We start from the raw sequence: 19,168 nt of genomic DNA, 5'->3' as shown, positions 1-19,168 counted from the left end.
GAGGAGGCTCGTCGCCATGGGCATCGCCGGGAACGGACGGGGGACGCCGAGAGGGGCGCCGACGCCGTGCCGGCACTGCGGCCGTGTGGGGGGACGTGGGCGGGTCGCCGCCGGGCGAGGGCCCCGGGAGCGGTACGGGCGCGTCCGGCACGGGTACGGCGACACGATCGGTCGAGGAGGGGCGCCATGGACGGTCGAGTGGGTGAACGGTCTCCCGGCCGGGAGAACGGCGGATCCGCCCGCGACGAGCCGCAGCGCGGGCGGCGGGTCCGGGTCGGGCTGCTGGCCGATCCCGGCGCACCGACAGACCTCGCCCGGTCGTTGGTGCCCGATCTGTCCGCGGTGCTCGCCGAGCAGGTCGACGAGACGATCGAATGGGTGGTGAGCGCCGACACCTGCGAGGTCCCGCTCGACGAGCAGGGCCGGGTGCCGCTGGAGTCGCTCGCGCGGGAGCAGCGCGCGCGCCAGGAGTGGGACGTCGTGATCGTGGTGACCGACCTTCCCCGGCGTCTGGGAACGCGGCCCGTCGCCACCGTTGTGAGCGACCGCGCGCCCAGCGGGCTGGTCTCCCTGCCCGGGCTCGGGGCAGTCGGTGTCCGTCGGCGGGCGCAGCGGGCCGTCGTCCATCTCGTACACGCGCTGAGCGGACACGCGCGCCACGCCCGTGGACGACGACCTGTGGACATCCCGCGGTGGAGCCCGTTGCGCCACGTCGAGGGCGAGGACGACACCGGCGCGCACCTCGCACTGGTCGGTCTACGCGGCAGGTTGCGGCTGCTCGCCGGCATGGTGCGCGACAATCGCCCGTGGCGCCTGGTCCCGTACCTGTCCACGGCCACCGCGGCGGCGCCGCCACCGGCGCCTACGCCATCGTGACCACGACGTTCTGGACGATGGCCACCTCGCTGTCGCCGCTGCGGCTGCTGCTCATCTCGGTGGTGGCGATCATCGCCATGGCGACCTGGCTGATCACCTACAACCATCTGTGGGATCGGCCGCCTGACCAGGACGCACGGGCCGAGGCGGTGCTGTACAACGCGGCCACGGCGATCACGATGATCATCGGGGTCACGTGCATGTACGTACTGCTCTACCTGGCCGGGCTACTCGCCGCCCTCGCGCTCATCGACCCCGGCTACTTCTCGGCACAGCTGCAGCGGCCCATCTCGATCGGTACCTATCTGAAACTGGTCTGGTTGGCGAGCTCGGTCGGCATCGTCGCCGGGGCGCTCGGGTCCAGTCTCGAGAGCGAGGAGGCCGTCCGGAACGCGACCTACGGCAGACGGGAGCTGGAGCGGCAGCGCGGCCGCGCTGCGGACTCGACATAGCTGGACGTCCGGGCGCCAGGAACTGCCGCCCGGACGCTGGGTCGGGTCCGGACTCACGACGCCGGGGGAGTACTCGCGCGGAGTCCGGCTCCGACGCACGTGCCGGGCGCTCGCGGCGGGTGGGCTGCTCCGGAGCGTCGATCGGACTCGGCGGTGCCGGGGGCCGGGGGCCGGGGTCAACGCCGCAACGTATGGCCCGGCGACGTACCGAAGGTCGCACGGTAGGCGGCGGCGAAGCGCCCGCGTTCGCAAGCCCCACCGGATCGCGATGGCCTCGACGGTGTCCGCGCGGGTCGGATCGGCGCGCTGCAGGTCGTGGTGGGGTGTCGAGGTGGCGGAAGCCGTCGGTGGAGATGCCGTCGTAGTCGACGGTGGTGCGCACCCGGCTCGAGCGCCATCTCCGCGCACACCGCCGCGAGCCGACACCGCCGATCTCGTACGTTCAAGTGTCGATGTTGCGGGCGCTGCTCACGGTGAACGGGGAAGACTCCGAACGGCAGGTGGACGGTCCTCCTGTGCCCGCTCCGAGACACCGGACACCCCCGTCCGATCTCTGACGATCGCTTCGGCCGCCTCACCGTGTGCACCCGGTGTCGGCGACAGACTGCCGCCGGGCCGACCGCAACTCGACGATCGGTCCCGCTCCCGGCGAGGAAGTTCATGACAGGCGACCGCGAACCGGTCGTCAGCTCCGAGCGGTTCGGTGCCGCTGGGCACATCGCCGTAGGGCCGCTACCGTCGTGCTGCCCGATGACCCGTCTGACTGCTCAGCACCGGTCCACACCTCGCGTCGCGCTGAGCGCCGACCAGCTGACAGGAGTGAGGTCCGACCGGATGAACTCCGACGACCCATCCGCCTCCGCGGCCGAGACGGTTCGCGACCTCGATGTCGGCCGCTCCGTCAGCGGATCCGCTGCGCGCTCGACCGACGCAGGTGTCGTGGCGGAGCTGGGTGAGTCACTGCGGGCGGCGTTGGCCACGTCCGCTCGTCGGCTCGTCGACACCCGGGTCGACTCGCCGCACAGCACGGCGATGCTGCATACCGTCGTCGCGAGCGCCCTGGACATGATTCCGTCGGCTGCGGGCGCGAGCGTGACGATGATCGACCGCCACGGAGCCATCACCACACACGCCCCCTCCGACGATCGGGTGGCCGGTGTCGACGAGTTGCAGGCGTCACTGGGTGAAGGTCCCTGCATCGACGCCCTGCGCAGCGTCGGCGACGGTGTCACCGACGTACCCGACCTGGGCGAGGGCGTCGTCCCGTGGCCGCGGCTGGTCCCGCACGTCCGCAGGGCGGGCTTCGCCGCGGTTCTGTCCTTCCAACTGTCCGCCGGTCGCTCAGCGGGCGCGCTCAACCTGTGGGGCCGTGAGCCGGGCGGCTTCACCGAGCACGAGCGGTTGCTCGGGGCGCTGTTCGCCGACCAGGCCGCGGTCGCGCTCGCCGGGGCGCGGCGGGCGACCGAGCTGACACGTGCTCTGATCAACCGTGAAGCCATCGGCAGGGCCAAGGGCGTGTTGATGGAACGTTTCCGCATCTCCGACGGCGAGGCGTTCACGATGCTGATCGAGTCCTCGCAGAGCACGAACCTCAAGCTCGCCGATGTCGCGAACTGGGTGATCACCGATGCCGAGACCGGCTACGCCGCTGAACGAGCAGCCGGGACCGTCGACCCGGCGTGAGACCACGCACGGCTCGCGGCCCTGACTCGTTCCTCGACGCACCCGGTGCCCTTCCCGCGGTGTGGAAGGGCACCGGGCGGGTTCACTCCTGCGGTGCGGCGACGACGTAGTCGTCGGGCAGGGGCTCCCCGGCCAGGTGTGCGTCGAGGACCTCGCGCACCCCGTCCGCGATGCGGGCCTGCGCCTCCACCGTCATGCCGGAGTAGTGGACGGTCAGGGCGTGGCGCGGCATGTCCCGCCAGGGGTGGTCGGCCGGCGCGGGCTGGGGGTACCAGGTGTCGCCGGCGTAACCCCCCAGCTGTCCGGACTCGCAGGCCTCGCGGACGGCGTCGGCGTCGGCGATGGCCCCGCGGGCGGTGTTGACCAGCCACGAGCCGGGTTTCATCGTCGCGAGCCGGTCGGCGTCGAAGAGCGCACCGGTGTCGGACGTCAGCGGTGTCGCGGCGCAGATCACGTCGGAAGTGCGCACCAGCTCGTCGAGCCGGGCGTAGCGGGCCCCGAGGGTCGCCTCCTCGGCCGGGCTCCGCCGGTGCCGCGCGTAGTAGAGGATCGTCACGTCGAAGGCCTTGAGCCGCAGCGCCGTCCGGGCGCCGATCGCGCCGAGCCCGAGAATGCCGACGGTCTTGCCCTCCAGGTCGTGTGCCTCCTGTGTGGCGTCGGCGACGTCCCAACGGCCCTCGGCGACCTGACGGTGGGCGGGCACGAAGTTGCGTACGAGCGCGAGGATCTGCAGCACGTTGTGCTCGGCCACGCTGACGACGTTGGAGCCGGTCACCTCGGTGACGCTGATGCCGCGGGCGGTGGCCGCGTCGGCGTCGATGTGGTCGGAGCCGACGCCCGCGGTGATGACGAGCGAGAGATGGTGCGCCTTCGCCATGCGGTCGTCGTCGAGATAGACCGGCCAGAACGGGGTGGTGATCAGCACCTCGGCGTCGGCGAGCTCGTGGTCCAGCTGCTCACCGGTGTCGCTGGTGGTCACCAGCTCGTGCCCGGCCGCGGAGAGGCGGTCGGCGAGGTCGAGTCCGCGGGCTGCGCTCGCGACGACATCGGGGTGGTGCTCGGGGTGGTCGTCCGGATAGAGGACGGCGACGACCTTCACGGGGTCCTCCTCACGAGGGGTGGCGTACCCGCGGCGGCTACCCGGGCCCGCCGCGGACAATCACCGGACGTGCGGCCGGTCCTGCATGTAGGCCCTGCAGGGGGTCCGATCGTGCCCGCTACGGCCCGGCCGGAACTCGACGGGGAAGGCATGCCGTGCCCCGGCCCGGGTAAGCGGCCCGTCCGGAGGAACTCAGGTCAGGAGGCTCGGTGCATCACTTCCCGAAGGACGAGTCCGTCATGGAAGCCGCGGACGGCCCTGTGGGTCGCGGAGGCCCGGACCCGCACCCGCACGATCCCGTCGACCGGATCGCCTCGGATCCGGACGCGCGCGCTCCCGGGCCGGATCCCGCCGAGCAGGCCGCGCGCGCGGGACGAGATCCCGGACCCGTCGTACTGGGCGGCCCGGACGTCTCGGCCGGGACCGAGATCGGGCCGGACACCGTTGTCGTCGGTGTGGACGGGTCGGCGGCCTCGCGCGCCGCGCTGCGCTGGGCGCTCGCCCACGGCGGCACGGCCCGCGTCCCGGTGGTCGGTGTGACGGCGTGGCACAGCCCCGTCCAGACCTCCCCGCGTCAGGCCGCAGGCCGGTCCGAGACCGCCGAACGGGCCCTGGCCGACGCCCGGGCCGCGGTGCGCGCCGCGCAGGCCGGAGCCGACGTCCCGGTGCTGACCGGCCACGGCCGAGCCGCCGCCGTCCTCACCGAGCACTCGGCCGGGGCTGCGATGCTGGTGCTCGGCAACTCCCGCCCGGGCGCTCTCACCGCTGCCGCGTCGACGGTCGTGGAGTGCCTGCGGACAGCGTCGGTGCCGGTCGTCGTCGTTCCCGGGGCAGGGGAGTGACGTCGAGAACGCAGTACTCGTGAGCGATGCCGCGTGTCGGTGGTGACGACGACCGAGCCGGCAACGCGGGCATGTCGCCGGCACACCCGGGTAGCCGAACCCGCATGACACACGACCTCAGCGCACTCGCCCTGGTGTGCAGCCTCAAGTCCGGATCCGAACCGTCGAGCAGCGAGGTGATGGCGCAGCAGGTGCTCGACGCGTTGCGCGACGAGGGCGTGGCAGGGGAGACCGTGCGGGTCGCCGACCACCAGGTGCTGCCCGGAACCGCCGCCGACATGGGGCCCGGCGACGAGTGGCCACAGATCCGCCGACGGATCCACGACGCCGACGTGCTGGTCTTCGCGACGCCGACCTGGGTGGGCCACCCGTCCAGCATCGCCCAGAGGATCCTCGAACGTCTCGACGCCGAGCTGTCCGAGACCGATGACGAGGGCCGTCCGGCCCTGTACGGCAAGGTCGCCGTCGTCGTGGTCGTCGGCAACGAGGACGGCGCCCACAAGATCGTCGCTGACGTGTTCCAGGCGCTGAACGACATGGGCCTGACCATCCCCGCGAACGGATCCACCTACTGGAACTCCGAGGCGATGAACCCGCGCGACTACAAGGACCTCGACGGAACGCCCGACGCCGTGGCCGCCACCATCGCGGCTGTGGGACGCAACGCGGCCCACCTGGCCCGGGTCCTGTCCGCCCAGCAGTACCCGGCCGGCTGAGCCGGGAGTAGGCGGCCCCCGGCTTCCACGTTCTCGGCGCGCCTACGGCAGCGTCATGGCGGTGAGTTCGGCGGTGGGGTGCTCGGCGCGACACCGGTCGAGGACCGCGTCGGCATGTCCGGCCCGCGGGTGCCTGTTCACCTCCGAGCCTCACGACTCACATCTGCTGAAGCACGCACCGTCCCCCTCGGAGGTTCCATGACTCCCGTGCCTGCGTCTTCCGATCAGTCCGTTGATCTGTTCGTCCGCAAGCGGTTCGAACGGCCCACCGCTGGGATGCCGACGAGCGCGCAACGAGATGTCGAAGCAGTCCGGCTCGGTGCCACCGTCGCTCGCACTCGTAGCGGATACACCGTGATCAGCTTTCACGGAGAGATCGACATATCCACCGGCGACGTCCTGGAAGAGATCTTGTCCAACGCGCTGTCGGCATCTCCCGGCGCCCGCATCGTGCTTGAGTTGAACCGCGTGAGCTTCCTGTCGGTGAGGGGGCTGGGGCTCATGCTCGACGCCCACCAGCAGGCCCGCCGCGGCAACGGAGAACTTGCACTCGTCGTGGACGAGGCCGCGCCCTGTGCGCGGGTCCTACGCATCCTTCCGACGGAGGCGCATCTCGTCGTGTTCTCCACGCTCAGCGCTTCCGTGTCGGACCTGCCCGCCTGATCGGGCCTGCAGACTCCCTCGAGTTCGCGAGAAGGTGGCTGAGATGGACGACTCGTCGGAAACGTTCCCGTGGTCACCGAGGAGTCCGGGAACGTCGGGAGCCTGGTCGTCGCCAGGACCGGACAGCTCCTTACCCTCCATGGGAGGTCCTCGCCGTCGGGGCCGGCCAGATCGTGTGGTCACATAAGTCCGATTACGTCTCCGGTCGGTACACCCTGGTTACACAAGATCATTAACTGATCGTTTGGAGCAATCGTGGAGCAAGCGCCCCGCTGTAATGTGGAATCTGATGCGTAGTACTGCGTAGTACTGCGTCGATCGACCTGCGTGAATGTGCGTTTCGCAGGTCGGGCCCAACAGGGAATGACCCTGGGGGTCAAGGGGTCGCAGGTTCAAATCCTGTCGTCCCGACGGTCGAACTGGGGCGGTTTCTCCTGTCGGAGGGGCCGCCCTTTTCGCTGTCTGCCTGGGGATACTCAGTACTTCGATACTCACAACGGTGATCTTCGGGTGCGATCGCCTACGGGGTCATTCCATGATCGAACCCCCGTTGTGTGCGCCCTGTGTGTGCGAGGGGTATTCGGTATGTGCGCCGAACGCCTCGCGGGCCCGCGCCGCAGCACGCGCCTCGGCCTCGGCCGCGTCGAGCGCGTCCTGCATCGCGTCCACGGCCTCCCCGGTTACGTCGGCGGTCAGGTAGGAGCACACGTCCGAGGTGATCGAGACGGCGCTGTAGCGCAGGGTCTGGCTCACGATCGGCAGGAGGACTCCCCCCCCGCGATCATCATTGACGTCGCGAGGTGCCGCAGTTCATGCACCCGCACCCGGGGGAGTCCCGCCGCGTCGGTGAGCGCCCGGAACTTCCGCAGTACGTACTCCGGGCGCAGCGGCGCGCCGTTCTCCCGGGCGAACACCAGGTCGTGACCGGCAGAGGCCTCGCCCCATCGCGCCCGGTCGCGGTCGTGCCGTTCACGCTGACGCCGCAGTGCCTCTACAGCCCGCGCGCGTTGCGCCGGGCCGCCCCGAGGGTTCCTCCCGCGCGGGCGTGGATCGTCGAGGCCTTGTCGTCGGCGAGGAGCGGGCCCGGCTGGCCCGGACCCTGGGCGCGCACGTGTTCGCCGAGCGGGCCCGCCGCGGGTGGACCCAGGCCCGGCTCTCCGAGCTGTCGGGTGTGGGGGTCGGGCTGATCGCTGACCTGGAGAACAGGCGGGCGCGTCCGTCGGATCGGACGACGGCCCGGCTGGCCGCGGCGTTCGCCTCGGACGGCGACGACCTGGCCCGCGCGGTTGAGGGCCCGTCCGTCGCCATCCACACACGGCGTAGTCAACCAGTGCCAGACCGGATCGCCAGATCAGTACGGTCGCCGGATGATCCTCGCCGCCGAGGCCGCCACCTCCGCCACCTCCGCCACCACACCCCTGTGGGTCACGGTCCTGACTCCGACCCTGACGCTCGTCGGTGTCCTGTGGACCCAGCGTGCGGCGGACCGTCGGGCCGATCGCGACGCCGAGCGTCGTATCGAGCATGAGCGCGAGCGTGCCCTTGTAGAGCGAGTCCACGTTCTGTACGCGGACCTGCTGAGAAAGCCATGGAGCTTCTCGAATCCGCTTCTGAGGGCACTGGCAGCTTCGATCGGACCTACATTGACTTCGTTGCCCTCCAGATTCAGGCCCAAGCGCTCGGTGAACCGTCTGTTGCTTCGATGGCAGGGGTCTTCTTCTCGAAGACCAACGAGCTGGATGAAGCTCGTCGTTCTGTCGATCATGGAAAGCTGCCGCCTGCCTGGGAGGCTGCTCTCGATTCGGCAGTAGACCACCAAACTGCCCTTATCGAGGTTATCCGGCGAGAGCTGGCGGTCCGTCCTACCCGTCTTGCCCGTTGAGCTTGTCGATAAACGAGCCGAACGAGTCCATGTCGTACTCGCGCTTGGCATCGAACCTGCACCCCGGACCGATGGCAACCCTCCATCGAACCCCGGCACGTCGACGGTCGTCGTCGACGTGCCGGAGAACGCGCCCGGCGCCCGTGACCCCTCGTCAGGGCGCGGGCACCGTGCCCTGACGACCCCCGGCGGAGGCCCCGGAGGTGGCGGTGACCATCTCGACGTGCCGGGTGTCGGGCAGGCCGAGCGTGCACAGCGCACTGACCAGGGCCAGGAACGCCAGGTAGAAGCCGATGGCCATGCTCCCGTAGGACGCGACGAGCGCGGTGGCGACCAGCGGTGTCACCGCGCCGCCCAGCACCCCGGCGAGGTTGTAGGCCAGTCCTGCTCCGGTGTAGCGGTACTGCGCGCTGAACAGCTCGGGGAGCATCGCCCCGACCGGCCCGTAGGCGAATCCGACCACCCCGAGCACCAGGCACATCCCGAGCCCGAACGACCAGACGGTGCCGATGTCGAGAACGGGGAAGGCGATCAGCCCGACGACCACGGAGGCGAGGTTCCCGGTGAGCACGAGTCGCCTGCGCCCTCGCCGGTCCGAGGCCACCGCACCGATGATCGTGGTGACGGCGAAGACGGCACCGCCGATGATGCCCAGTGCGAGCACCGTCGTCCGCGGGTGCTCCAGCACCGCGGTCCCGTACGTGGTCAGGTAGGTCACGCCGATGTAGAAGAACGCGAAGACGGTCGTCGTGACGAACGCGCCGAGGAACACCTCACGCGGCTGGCGGGTGACCGCCTCGAGGACCGGCAGCTTCGCCACCGAGCCGGACGCCTTCGTCGCCTCGAACGCGTCCGACTCCTCGATCCGGAGCCGGACGAACAGTCCCACCCCGATCAGCAGGGCGCTCCCGATGAAGGGCAGACGCCAGCCCCAGGCGAGGAACGCCTCGTCCGACATGGTCAGTGCGGTGACCAGGAAGGTGGCGCTGGCGAGGGAGAACGCGACCGACGGCCCCAGCTGGGGGTACAGCGCGTACTTCCCGCGCTGGGCCTTGGGGGCGTTCTCCGCGGTGAGCAGCGTCGCCCCCGCCCACTCGCCGCCGACCGCGAGGCCCTGCAGGATCCGCAGGACCACCAGCAGGATCGGTGCGAGGGCGCCGATCGCGCCGGTCGAGGGCAGCAGCCCGATCGCGACGGTCGACGCCCCCATGAGCAGCAACGTCGTGACCAGGGTGCGCTTGCGACCGATCCGGTCGCCGAAGTGTCCGAACAGGACCGACCCGAACGGTCGGGCGACGAACGCGACGCCGAAGGTGGCCAGTGCCAGCAGGGTTCCCTCGGCCGCCCCCAGCTCGGGGAAGAAGACCTTGTTGAACACCAGCGCCGCGGCGGTGCCGTAGATGAAGAAGTCGTAGAACTCGATCACGGTGCCGGTCATGCTCGCGAAGGCGACACGGCTCATCGGGTTGCGCTGCGTCGCGCCGGTGGAGGTCATGGTCTGGGCTCCGTAGGGATCGTCACCGCGTGGAGGTCACCGTGGTCGGCGTGGGCCGGGACGGTCGCGAGCTGCTCTCCGGAGCCGAGCTCGTCGATCGCGATCCGGCGCATGCGGAACTTCTGGATCTTTCCGCTCGCGGTGGTGGGGAAGGAGTCGGTCAGGCGCCACAGCGCCGGGATCTTGGACCGGCTGATGCGGCCCGTGCAGAACTCGACGAGCTCGGATACGGCGGGTTCGGAGCCGGGGTTCGGCCGGACCCAGGCCATGGCCTGCTCCCCGTAGTAGTCGTGCGGGACGCCGATCACCTGGGCGTCGCTGACCCCCGGATGGCCGCGCAGTACCTCCTCGATCTCGCCGGGGTGGATGTTCTCCCCGCCGCGGATGATGACGTCCTTGATCCGTCCCACCACGGTCACGACCCCCCGCTCGTCCATGACGGCCAGGTCGCCGGTGCGCATCCAGCCCGCCGGATCGATCGCCTCGGCGGTCGCCGCGTCGTCCGCCCAGTAGCCGCGCATGACGCCGTAGCCGCGGGTGTACTGCTCGCCGGGTGTCCCGACGGGCACGACCCGGCCGGTGGCGGGGTCGACGATCGTGACCTCGACGTGCGGGGTCGGCCGTCCGACGGTGTGGTCCCGCACGTCTGGCGGGTCCTCGGGCAGCGTCTGGGTGGAGATCGGCGAGGTCTCGGTCATGCCGCACACGGTGGACAGCCGCGGGACGTGCAGCCGGTCGCGGATCGAGGCCAGCAGCTCCGGCGGGCACGGTGCGCCCCCGATCAGCCCGCCACGCAGCGAGCCGACGTCCGAGCCGGCCAGGTCCGGGTGTTCGAGCAGCGCGCGGAACATGGTCGGCACGCCGTAGACGGCCGTGCACCGCTCGGCGACGATGCTCCGCAGGGTCCGCCGGGCGTCGAAGGGCCCCCCGGGCAGGACCAGCGTCGCACCGTGCGAGCCAGCACCCAGCGTGCCGAGCACCATCCCGAAACAGTGGAACAGCGGTACCGGCACACAGATCCGGTCCTGCTCGGAGAACCCGGCCTGCGCACCGACGAGGTGGCCGTTGTTGAGCAGGTTGTGGTGGGTCAGGGTGGCGCCCTTGGGCCGGCCGGTCGTGCCCGAGGTGAACTGGATCGCCACCGGGTCGCCGGGATCGACCCGCCGCTCGGCCTCCGCGACCCCGGTGGGCTCCGCGGCGTCGAACTCGGCCCAGTCCCGCTCGAAGGTCACCGCACCCTGCAGCTCGGGGCAGGTCGTCGCGACGTCGGCGACCAGCTCGGCGCAGTCGGTCCCGCGGTACCGCGCGGCGTGGAAGAGCAACCGGGTGCCCGAGTGCCGCAGCGCCTGGCCGAGCTCGGCCCGCTCGTAGGTCGGGTTCAGCGCGACGAGTACCGCGCCGATGCGCGCCGCCGCGTACTGCAGGACGACCCACTCGTGGCGGTTCGCCGCCCACACCCCGACCCGGTCGCCGTGGCCGATGCCGCGGGCCAGCAGCCCGCCCGCGACACGGCCGGAGCTCGCCCACAGCTCGGCGTAGGACGCGCGGGTCCCGAGCTCGACGTCCACCAGGGCGGTGCGGTCGCCGCAACGCTCGACCGTGCGGCGCAGGTTCTGCCCGATGGTCTCGTCGAGCAGCGGCCGCCGGGTGGATCCGCGCGCGTAGGACGGGGAGGTCATCGCGGCACCCTCCCGGGTGCGTCGCCGGCCCGGGCCGCCTTCTGGTCGAGGCGGGTGCCGAACGACGCGTCGTCGACGACGAAGCGGTCGTGCCGGCCGTGCGCGATCCGCTCGACGTCGTCGAACGCCTCGACGGTCGTCGTGATCCGCCTGCGGTCGATCTCGACGACGACGGCCGTCGCCGTCACCAGCTGCCCGAGCACGGTCGGGCGCAGGTGCACGATGTCCACGGTGGACCCGACCGAGTCCTGGCCGGGCCCCAGCAACGGGGCGACGGCGGCCGACGCCGCCTCCTCGAGCAGCCGCACCACCGACGGGGTCCCGAGGACGTGGTGACCGGCGCGCGCGACGCAGTCCGCCACCGTCACCCGGTGCTCGACGGAGCCAGGCGGGAGATCGGCGGGCGCGGGGCCGTCCGGCGGCATCACTTCACCCCGCCCCGGCGCTTCGGGTCCCACGCCGCCTCCAGGTTGCGGATGATGGCGGGGGAGTACATGCACCGCGCCTGGCCGATGGCCAGGTTCGCCATGTAGTGCCGGAAGGTCTCCAGCGGCTCGGCGGCGACCCGGATCTGGGTGCGGTTGGCGTTGACGCCCACGTGTCCGGTGGCCGTCAACGCGTCCACGGCGTTCGCGATGGCCGCCTGCATGCCCTCCTCGTCGACCACCAGGTCGTCGACGATCTGGCGGCCCTCGGGGGAGTCGACGTAGATGTCGCGGTTGAAGAAGATGCCCTGGCGGGCGACCTTCTCGCCGACGAAGCGCGGCAGGCGCATGTTGCCGCAGCCGGGCAGGAACCCCTCGCGGCGCGCCGGCAGGTTCACGTACGCGCCGGAGCGGGCGACGACCCGGTCCATGACCAGCAGGAACTGGCAGCCGCCTCCGATCGCGAAGGTGTCGACGGCGGCGATCCACGGCTTCTCGTGCTGGCGTTCGACGACCGACACCCGGCCGTCGCCCAGCGAGTGCCCCCGGAACCACTTGGTGATCAGGCCCAGCTCGCGCTCGATGAAGAACTCGATCAGCGAGACCTCGCCGTGGTAGAGCCGGGTGAGGTTGACCCCGGCGTCGAACACCCGCCGTCCCAGGTACTTCGGGTGCCGGGACTCGGCCCCGCGGAGCACGCCGATGTCGATCCGGTCGTCGAGCAGGATCAGGTCGGTCGCGATCTCCATGGCGCGGGTGGACTCGTCGTCCTCGGCGTTGAGGTACTTGTGGTGCTGGATCGTCAGGTGCCCGACGTTGCCGCGGCGTTCCACCAGGCTGGTGCCCAGGTCCACGCGGTCGGTGCGGCGCAGCTCGTCGAGCAGCTCGAGTGCCTCCGGCAGCGGCTGCGCCATCGCGTGCATGAGGTGGTGGCCGGTGACCGGGTCGTCGAGGACGTGGGAGATCAGGATGCCCTGGTCGTGCTCCCAGCCCTCCTTGTCCTTCTGCGGGTGCGTCCGCTCCTCGGCGATCCGTTCCCGGGTGGGCACCAGGCCGGGGACGAGATCGGCCGCGGCGTAGGCCAGCTCGGCGACGCGCAGTGTCCGGGTGCGTCCGTCGGTGAGGGTGTCGTACAGGGCGGCGACGTGCACCGCGAGGTAGTCCTCGCGGGCGGCGCGGCCCCGGTCGAGGATCGCCGACGCGGCCGCCTGCTGCGCCGCGGTGCGCTCCGGCCGGGCGGGGAGGCCGGCCAGCTCGCCGTCGAGGTCGGCGAACAGCTCGGAGACCAGGGCGGTGTCCTTGTCGAGGTCTCGGGTCAGCTGGATCGGGCTGGCTGGGGTGTCGGCCATGTCAGCGCTCCGTCTGTGTCAGCAGGGGAAGGGACAGGGTGTTGTGCAGCCGGCCGCGCAGGACCTCAGCACGTTCGCGGGCCTCGGCGGCCGAGCGCAGCTTGATGTCCTCGTAGCCGCGGATGCCCTCCGGCAGCCGGGCGATGTCCAGGACGGCGGCCTTGTTCTGCAGCTTCAGCGCGTCCATCGCGGTCCGGACGAGGTCGGTGTACCAGCCGACGAGGCTGCGCTCCTCGACGCGGACCCGGTCGCGGCCGAAGGGGTCCCACGCGGTGCCGCGCACCCGCTTGAGCCGGCTCAGCACGGCGAACACCGGATCGGCCACCCGGGCCGGCAGCGCGATCTTGTTCGTCATGCCCATCGCGCGCAGCACCGGCGGATGCAGGTGGTAGGAGATCCGCACCGGTCCGGCGAAGCGGCCCGACGCCCGCTGCTCCCGGCTCGCCCGCAGGTACAGGCGGGCGACCTCGTACTCGTCCTTGTAGGCCATCAGCGTGTGCAGGTTGCGGATCACCTCGCGGGTGATCGGCAGGCCGGCGGGTCCGCCCGTGCGCTCCCGTTCGCGTCGCGCGACGTCGCACACCACGTCGACGTAGCGGCCGGCGTACGCGGTGTCCTGGTAGGCGATGAGCTCGCCGATCCGCACCGCCAGCAGCCGCCGGTCCTCCTCGGCCAGGTCCGCGACCCTGGCGACGAGCGCGTCGTAAGCACCGCGGTCACGCGCGGGCAGCCGGTCGCGGGCGTGCGCACGTTCCTGCTCGGCGTCGCGGGGCGGCGGGGAGACCAGCGCGGCGACCCGGGCCGGGTCGGCCACGGCGAGCCGCCCGTAGCGGAACGCCTGCCGGTTCTGTTCCCGGGCCGTGCCGTTGAGCCGGATCGCCTCCTCGATCGCCTCCGACGAGATCGGGAGCAGCCCCGCCTGGTAGGCGGCGCCGACGGCCACCATGTTCGTGGCCATGTAGTCGCCGAACACGGTCTCGGCGACGGCACGGGCGTCCACGGCGACGGTCCGGGCGGCGAACCGGGAGATCGTGTCGACCATCGGGTCGACCGGCACGTCGAGCCGGCTGTTGCGGATCATCTCGCCGCTGGGCAGCAGCCCCGAGTTGACCAGTGCCGCGGTGTGCTCCGGTGAGCAGCGGTCCAGGTTGACCGGATCCGCCGCGGCCATCGCGTCGACGGCCAGGTAGAGGTCCGCACGGCCGACGCCGACCTTGTTCGAGTCGCTCCGCTCCCCGCGCGGGCTCAGCACCAGGCTGCTCAGCACGGCGCCCCACTTCTGCGCGGCCCCGGTCTGGTCGTAGCTGACCGCCTCGGCCCCGTCCACGAGCGCGGCCCAGGCCAGCATCGAGTTCAGGGTGAGCACGCCGGTGCCACCGACGCCCGGCACGAAGACGTGATAGGGCCGGTCCAGCGGCGGACGGTCCGGCTCGGGCACCGCGTCGGCCCCGAGGGGGGCGTAGGCCGGGGTCGCGAAGCCCTCCTCGCTGTGCACGGTGAGGAACGACGGGCAGTCGCCCTTCAGGCACGAGTGGTCCTGGTTGCAGGACGACTGGTGCACGGTGGTCTTCGGCCCGAACTCGGTTCGCTCTTGTGCAGCGACATGCAGTTGGTGACCTCGCCGCAGTCGCCGCAGTTCTCGCAGACGTCCTCGTTGATCATCACGAAGGTGGTCGCCTTGGGCGCGGTGCCCCGCTTCCGGCGACGGCGGCGCTCGTTCGCGCACTCACCGTCGTAGAGGAAGATCGTGACGCCGTCGGTCCGCTCGAGCTCGGCGAGCACGTCCTGCACCTCACCGGCGGTGTGCACCGAGGCGATGGCGGGCAGGTCCGCCCGGCGGTAGACGGCCGGGTCCTCGGCCACGATGCCGATCTTCGTGACGCCTTCCAGGGCGAGCAGGTGGGCCAGCTTGGGGACCTCGGACCGGCCGATCGGCTCCTGGGCGCCGGTGTTGGCGACCGCGCCGTTGTAGAGGATCCGGTAGGTCATCGACACGCCCGCGGCGATCGACCAGCGGATGCTCAGGTAGCTGGAGTGGAACAGGCTGCCGTCGCCCTGGTTCTGGATCACGTGCTTGAGGTCGGTGAACGGGCTGAGCCCGATCCATCCGACGCCCTCGCCACCGAGCGGGAAGGTGGCGTCGATCCGGCGTTCGGGCTGTTCCATGACCGCCGCGAAGATGTGGCAGCCCGGTGCGCCCCAGGCCACCCGGCCCTCGCCCACGACCGTGGAGACGTTGTGCGGGCAGCCCGAGCAGTAGTTCGGCGAGCGCTTCGAGGTCGAGGAGTAGTCGCGCTCCCGCACCGCGGTGAGCTCCTCGGTGCGCCGGTCGAGCACGATCTGCTCGCGCAGGCGGGGGCGCAGCAGCGGGGCGAGCCCCACGGCGACGGCATCGGCGTCGAGGCTGCCGTACTCGGCGAAGCGCACCCGGCCGTCCAGATCGCGCTTGCCGTGCACCCGCGGCGCCGCGGCCGTGTTGCAGAGGGCGACCTTGACCGCGTCCTCCAGGATCGGGCGCTTCTCCTCCACGACGACGACCTCGTCGAGCCCCCGGGTGGCCTCGCGGACGAAGGCGGAGTCCAGCGGATAGATCGCACCGATCTTGATCAGCCGGACACCCGCCGCCCGCAGGTCGTCGGTGCCGATGCCGAGATCGCGCAACGCCTGCAGGGTGTCGGCGTAGCTCTTGCCCGCGGTCAGCAGCCCGAGGGTGTCGTGCTCGCCGCGCACCGGGATCCGGTCGAGCCCGTTGGCCCGGGCGTAGGCCGTGGCCGCCGGATGGCGCTCGGTGAAGACGTGCCGTTCGGTCTCCACGACCGAGCCGGGGAAGAACGCGTGGTCCTGCCACTTGCGGAAGGGCCGCCCGTCGATCTCGAACTCGGGGGTGACGATCGCGGGCCCGTCCGGGGTGAGGTCGACCGTCTGACCGCCGTCGCAGAGCTGGCCGATCAGCTTCATCGCGACCCAGCAGCCCGAGTAGCGGGACATGCCCACGGCGTGCGCCGAGTAGCTCAGGAACTCCTCGACCGAGGAGGGGTAGAGCACCGGGATCCCGGCGTGGGCGAAGGCGTACTCCTGCTCGTAGGGCAGCGACGAGCTCTTCGCCTCGTGGTCCTCGCCGGAGAGCACGACCACCGCCCCGTGCCGCGTGGTCCCGGCGAAGTTGCCGTGCCGCAGCGAGTCGCCGGCGCGGTCGAGCCCCGGGCCCTTGCCGTACCAGAATCCGGTGACGCCGTCGTAGCGGCTGTGCGGGTAGCGCTCCAGCAGCTGGGTGCCCATCAGGGCCGCGGCGGCGAGCTCCTCGTTCTGGCCCATCCGGTGCACGATGTGGTGCTCGTCGAGCAGCTCGCGGTTCTGCTGCAGCGCGAGGTCGTAGCCGCCGAGCGGTGAGCCGGGGAACCCGGTGATGAACCCACCGGTGCGCAGGCCCGCACGCCGGTCGCGGCGTGCCTGGTCCAGCGGTGCGCGGACGAGCGCCTGGACCCCGGTGAGGAAGGTCCTGCCGCTCTCGAGCCGGAACCGGTCGCTCAGCGAGACGGTGCCCGCCGGGAGCGGCGTCCCGATGCGGCCGGCATCGACTGTCGTCATGAGTGCTCCACGTCGTCGTCGGTGGGGACGAGCGAAGACTGACGACTCCGGCCGGTCCGATCGGTAACGCGTGATACCGATCGACGGGATTTCCGGCCGGACCGGTGTCAGGGGCGGTAGCCGCCGGCGACCGCGCGCAGTGCGGACAGGTCGGGGACGACGATCTCCCGGCCCCGGCGCAGGACGAGCCCCTCGCCGATCAGGCGGGCGAGCTCCCGGCTCAGGGTCACCCGGGTGACGCCGAGGATCAGCGCGAGCTCGTCGAGGGAGTACCGGGTGCGCAGCCGGACGCCCTCGGTGCAGCGCACCCCGTAGGCCTCGACCAGGTGATCGAGGATGAGGGCGACCCGGCCGCGGGCCGGGAGGCCGTCGGCGGCGATGTGCATCGCGAAGAGCCGGGCCTTCCGCGAGATCCGCCGCGTGATCTCCATCAGGACCTCCGGCTCGCGCCGGCCCGCCTCGAGCACCGCGCTGCGGCTCACGGCCACCAGACGGCTGTCGACGGTGGCCACGCAGGAGGCGTACCGGGGGAGTCCGTCGAAGCACGTCGACTCCCCGATCCCGGCGCCCGGTTCGGCGTAGGACAGCACGCGTTCGGATCCGTCGGCGCGGGTGAGGTAGATCCGCAGCCGGCCCTCGATCACCTGGTAGAAGTAGTCGGACAGGGTGCCCTGCCGATAGACGAACTCGCCGGCCCGGAAGCGACGTGCCTCGCCCAGCGAGGCGATCTGCTGGGCGATCGAGGGCTCCTCGGTCAGCAGGAACGGCGAGGTGGTCGACACGGCCGCGGGCCGCGCCGCTCCGACGAGGACGTGCGGATCACGGTGCTGTGACATGGGGCCCCCGGCGTCGTCGACGGACGCGGCCATCGTACTAGCGCTCATTAGTCAGGGCGACCCTCGCGCGCCCCCGGCGGCGGGCCGGGCTCAGGCGCGCGAGAGCTCGGCGAGGCGGTCGACGATCGCGTCGATGTCGGCCCGGGTCGTGCGGTGGTTGGTGATGCAGACCCGGATCCCGTCCGCACCGTCGACGACGGCGGGGCCCAGCAGGGCCGTGCCCTCGTCGGCGAGCCGGGCCAGCAGTGCGGTGTGCTCCGGCCCCGACAGCCCCGGGAGGCGGATGCAGACGGCGGTCAGGGTCACCGGCGCCATCAGCTCCAGCCCCGGCTCGGCGGTGACCCGCTCGCCCAGGTGCGCGGCGAGCTCCAGCATCCCGGTCAGCGCCGACCCGAACGCGTCGGTGCCGAACGTCCGCAGCGCCGCCCAGATCTTGAGCGCCTTGAAGCTACGGGACAGCTGCGGGCCGTGGTCCATGTAGTCGTGCATCAACGGGTCCTCGGCGACGGTGAGGTACGACGAGGAGTAGGCGTAGGCCGCGCGCAGCGTCGCCGCGTCCCGCACGAGCAGGCAGCCCGCCTCCAGCGGGGCGAAGAGCAGCTTGTGGGGGTCCAGGGCGACGGAGTCGGCGCGCCGGATATCGCGGAACATCTCCGCGACCGGCTCGGCGAGGACGAACAGCGCGCCGTACGCCCCGTCGACGTGCAGCCACAGGTCCTCCGCCTCGGCGAGATCGGCGATCTCACCGAGCGGGTCGACCGAGCCGGTGGTCACCGTCCCGGCGGTGGCGACGACGCAGAACGGTTCGAGGCCGGCCGCGCGGTCCGCCTGCACGGCCTCGGCCAGCAGGTCGACGCGCATCCGCAGGCGGTCGTCGGTCGGGATGTGCCGCACGTGGTCCAGCCCGATGCCGAGGATCCCCGCGGCCTTGTCGACGCACCGGTGCGCCTCGGCGGAGGTGTAGAGCACCAGGGGTGCGCGTCCGGACTGCAGTCCCGTCGCCCGGAAGTCCGGCCGGCGGTCGTGGAGTGCGACGGTCAGGGCGTTGAGCGTGGCGATCGAGCCCCCGCCGGTGAGGATCCCGCCCGCGTGCTCCGGGTCGAGTCCGAACCGGCTCGCCAGCCAGCCGATCACGGTCCGCTCGATCACGCTGGCCGCGGGGGAGAGCTGCCAGAAGTTGCAGTTCTGGTTCAGGGTGGCCGCGACCGCCTCGGCGTAGGCGGCGATCCCGGTGGGCGGCCCGAGGACGTAGGCGAGGAACCGCGGGTGCGAGACGGCGGTCGAGTTGGGGACGATGCGCTCGTCGAGGTCGCGGAAGAAGCCCTCCACGCCGGTACCGGTCGCCGGGAATCCCTCGTGCATCAGCTCCCGCAGGGTGTCCCGGTCGATCTCGGGGACGATCGGCGTGTCGTCCAGGTTCTGCTCGTACCCGTCCAGGAACCGGGCGAGCAGCTCGTTCGCCCGGCGGCGCTCGGTGTCGTCGAGAATCAGGCTCATCGTCACTCCCCGGTGCGGCTCGGTGTTTCCGGGAGTCGATGTTATGCCCGCCATCGTGGTGACGGGTGCCAACTTCTGCCCTGACG

Annotated in this window: 17 protein-coding genes and 1 pseudogene; 8 read left to right on the top strand and 10 right to left on the bottom strand. The window is 71.5% G+C overall.

The features are described from left to right. Nucleotides 1-186: 186 nt before the first annotated feature. From KPL60_RS08210 to KPL60_RS08200, 3 genes are all read left to right on the top strand, one after another. Entirely contained in the window at nucleotides 187-876 is a 690-nt protein-coding gene (locus KPL60_RS08210; protein WP_226365440.1) for a hypothetical protein, read from the top strand. Nucleotides 877-893: 17 nt separating this feature from the next. Beyond that, a complete protein-coding gene (locus KPL60_RS08205) occupies nucleotides 894-1,328 on the top strand; it encodes a hypothetical protein (RefSeq protein ID WP_226365439.1) in 435 nt (144 codons plus the stop codon). Between the two features lie 834 nt (nucleotides 1,329-2,162). Beyond that, complete coding sequence (locus tag KPL60_RS08200) at nucleotides 2,163-3,011, top strand: GAF and ANTAR domain-containing protein (RefSeq protein WP_226365438.1); 849 nt, start codon at nucleotides 2,163-2,165, stop codon at nucleotides 3,009-3,011. Between the two features lie 82 nt (nucleotides 3,012-3,093). Here the strand turns inward: KPL60_RS08200 and KPL60_RS08195 are convergent, their stop codons facing one another. Then, nucleotides 3,094-4,110: an NAD-dependent formate dehydrogenase gene (locus KPL60_RS08195; protein ID WP_226365437.1), complete on the bottom strand. Its 1,017-nt coding sequence runs from the start codon at nucleotides 4,108-4,110 to the stop codon at nucleotides 3,094-3,096. A gap of 260 nt (nucleotides 4,111-4,370) precedes the next feature. Between KPL60_RS08195 and KPL60_RS08190 the strand changes: the two genes are divergently transcribed. The 3 genes from KPL60_RS08190 to KPL60_RS08180 all read left to right on the top strand — a co-directional run bounded on the left by KPL60_RS08190 (nucleotide 4,371) and on the right by KPL60_RS08180 (nucleotide 6,331). Beyond that, nucleotides 4,371-4,952, top strand: a complete 582-nt coding sequence (locus KPL60_RS08190; RefSeq protein ID WP_226365436.1) for a universal stress protein — start codon at nucleotides 4,371-4,373, stop codon at nucleotides 4,950-4,952. A 104-nt stretch (nucleotides 4,953-5,056) separates the two neighbouring features. Continuing rightward, entirely contained in the window at nucleotides 5,057-5,668 is a 612-nt protein-coding gene (locus KPL60_RS08185) for a flavodoxin family protein (protein WP_226365435.1), read from the top strand. A gap of 198 nt (nucleotides 5,669-5,866) precedes the next feature. Then, on the top strand, nucleotides 5,867-6,331 hold the full coding sequence (locus KPL60_RS08180; RefSeq protein WP_226365434.1) for an STAS domain-containing protein: 465 nt from the start codon (nucleotides 5,867-5,869) through the stop codon (nucleotides 6,329-6,331). A gap of 528 nt (nucleotides 6,332-6,859) precedes the next feature. Here KPL60_RS08180 and KPL60_RS08175 read toward each other — a convergent pair. After that, on the bottom strand, nucleotides 6,860-7,084 hold the full coding sequence (locus KPL60_RS08175) for a hypothetical protein (protein ID WP_226349876.1): 225 nt from the start codon (nucleotides 7,082-7,084) through the stop codon (nucleotides 6,860-6,862). A 232-nt stretch (nucleotides 7,085-7,316) separates the two neighbouring features. Between KPL60_RS08175 and KPL60_RS35070 the strand changes: the two are divergent. Beyond that, a pseudogene (locus KPL60_RS35070) lies at nucleotides 7,317-7,601 on the top strand (helix-turn-helix transcriptional regulator); the annotation flags it as partial. Nucleotides 7,602-7,698: 97 nt separating this feature from the next. Beyond that, nucleotides 7,699-8,142: a hypothetical protein gene (locus tag KPL60_RS08165; protein WP_226366084.1), complete on the top strand. Its 444-nt coding sequence runs from the start codon at nucleotides 7,699-7,701 to the stop codon at nucleotides 8,140-8,142. Nucleotides 8,143-8,367: 225 nt separating this feature from the next. Here KPL60_RS08165 and KPL60_RS08160 read toward each other — a convergent pair whose 3' ends face one another. The 8 genes from KPL60_RS08160 to KPL60_RS08125 all read right to left on the bottom strand — a co-directional run bounded on the left by KPL60_RS08160 (nucleotide 8,368) and on the right by KPL60_RS08125 (nucleotide 19,082). Further along, entirely contained in the window at nucleotides 8,368-9,708 is a 1,341-nt protein-coding gene (locus KPL60_RS08160; RefSeq protein ID WP_226365433.1) for an MFS transporter, read from the bottom strand. Then, the gene (locus KPL60_RS08155) at nucleotides 9,705-11,387 is read right to left on the bottom strand and encodes an AMP-binding protein (protein ID WP_226365432.1); all 1,683 of its coding nucleotides are present in this window, start codon (nucleotides 11,385-11,387) and stop codon (nucleotides 9,705-9,707) included. Before KPL60_RS08155 ends, KPL60_RS08160 begins: the two co-directional genes overlap by 4 nt. After that, complete coding sequence (locus tag KPL60_RS08150; RefSeq protein ID WP_226365431.1) at nucleotides 11,384-11,755, bottom strand: hotdog domain-containing protein; 372 nt, start codon at nucleotides 11,753-11,755, stop codon at nucleotides 11,384-11,386. Before KPL60_RS08150 ends, KPL60_RS08155 begins: the two co-directional genes overlap by 4 nt. Before the next feature lie 56 nt (nucleotides 11,756-11,811). Continuing rightward, nucleotides 11,812-13,161, bottom strand: coding sequence for an enoyl-CoA hydratase/isomerase family protein (locus KPL60_RS08145; RefSeq protein WP_226365430.1), 1,350 nt, complete (start codon nucleotides 13,159-13,161; stop codon nucleotides 11,812-11,814). Between the two features lies 1 nt (nucleotide 13,162). Continuing rightward, entirely contained in the window at nucleotides 13,163-14,722 is a 1,560-nt protein-coding gene (locus KPL60_RS08140; RefSeq protein WP_226365429.1) for a DUF6537 domain-containing protein, read from the bottom strand. After that, a complete protein-coding gene (locus KPL60_RS08135; protein WP_226365428.1) occupies nucleotides 14,683-16,749 on the bottom strand; it encodes a hypothetical protein in 2,067 nt (688 codons plus the stop codon). Before KPL60_RS08135 ends, KPL60_RS08140 begins: the two co-directional genes overlap by 40 nt. 107 nt (nucleotides 16,750-16,856) lie before the next feature. Next, entirely contained in the window at nucleotides 16,857-17,618 is a 762-nt protein-coding gene (locus KPL60_RS08130; protein ID WP_226365427.1) for a Crp/Fnr family transcriptional regulator, read from the bottom strand. Between the two features lie 57 nt (nucleotides 17,619-17,675). Next, a complete protein-coding gene (locus KPL60_RS08125) occupies nucleotides 17,676-19,082 on the bottom strand; it encodes a pyridoxal-dependent decarboxylase (protein ID WP_226365426.1) in 1,407 nt (468 codons plus the stop codon). Between the last annotated feature and the right edge of the window lie 86 nt (nucleotides 19,083-19,168).

The organism is Pseudonocardia sp. ICBG162, assembly GCF_020496225.1.
Taxonomy (GTDB): Bacteria; Actinomycetota; Actinomycetes; order Mycobacteriales; family Pseudonocardiaceae; genus Pseudonocardia; species Pseudonocardia alni.
This window is presented reverse-complemented; position numbering and strand designations above follow the sequence as displayed.

Bases quoted from the DNA above. Each gene is read 5' to 3' on its own strand.
- KPL60_RS08210 (WP_226365440.1), top strand. From the start codon at position 187: ATGGACGGTCGAGTGGGTGAACGGTCTCCCGGCCGGGAGAACGGCGGA.
- KPL60_RS08205 (WP_226365439.1), top strand. From the start codon at position 894: ATGGCCACCTCGCTGTCGCCGCTGCGGCTGCTGCTCATCTCGGTGGTG.
- KPL60_RS08200 (WP_226365438.1), top strand. From the start codon at position 2,163: ATGAACTCCGACGACCCATCCGCCTCCGCGGCCGAGACGGTTCGCGAC.
- KPL60_RS08185 (WP_226365435.1), top strand. From the start codon at position 5,057: ATGACACACGACCTCAGCGCACTCGCCCTGGTGTGCAGCCTCAAGTCC.
- KPL60_RS08180 (WP_226365434.1), top strand. From the start codon at position 5,867: ATGACTCCCGTGCCTGCGTCTTCCGATCAGTCCGTTGATCTGTTCGTC.
- KPL60_RS08165 (WP_226366084.1), top strand. From the start codon at position 7,699: ATGATCCTCGCCGCCGAGGCCGCCACCTCCGCCACCTCCGCCACCACA.
- KPL60_RS08160 (WP_226365433.1), bottom strand. From the start codon at position 9,708: ATGACCTCCACCGGCGCGACGCAGCGCAACCCGATGAGCCGTGTCGCC.
- KPL60_RS08155 (WP_226365432.1), bottom strand. From the start codon at position 11,387: ATGACCTCCCCGTCCTACGCGCGCGGATCCACCCGGCGGCCGCTGCTC.
- KPL60_RS08145 (WP_226365430.1), bottom strand. From the start codon at position 13,161: ATGGCCGACACCCCAGCCAGCCCGATCCAGCTGACCCGAGACCTCGAC.
- KPL60_RS08135 (WP_226365428.1), bottom strand. From the start codon at position 16,749: ATGACGACAGTCGATGCCGGCCGCATCGGGACGCCGCTCCCGGCGGGC.
- KPL60_RS08130 (WP_226365427.1), bottom strand. From the start codon at position 17,618: ATGGCCGCGTCCGTCGACGACGCCGGGGGCCCCATGTCACAGCACCGT.
- KPL60_RS08125 (WP_226365426.1), bottom strand. From the start codon at position 19,082: ATGAGCCTGATTCTCGACGACACCGAGCGCCGCCGGGCGAACGAGCTG.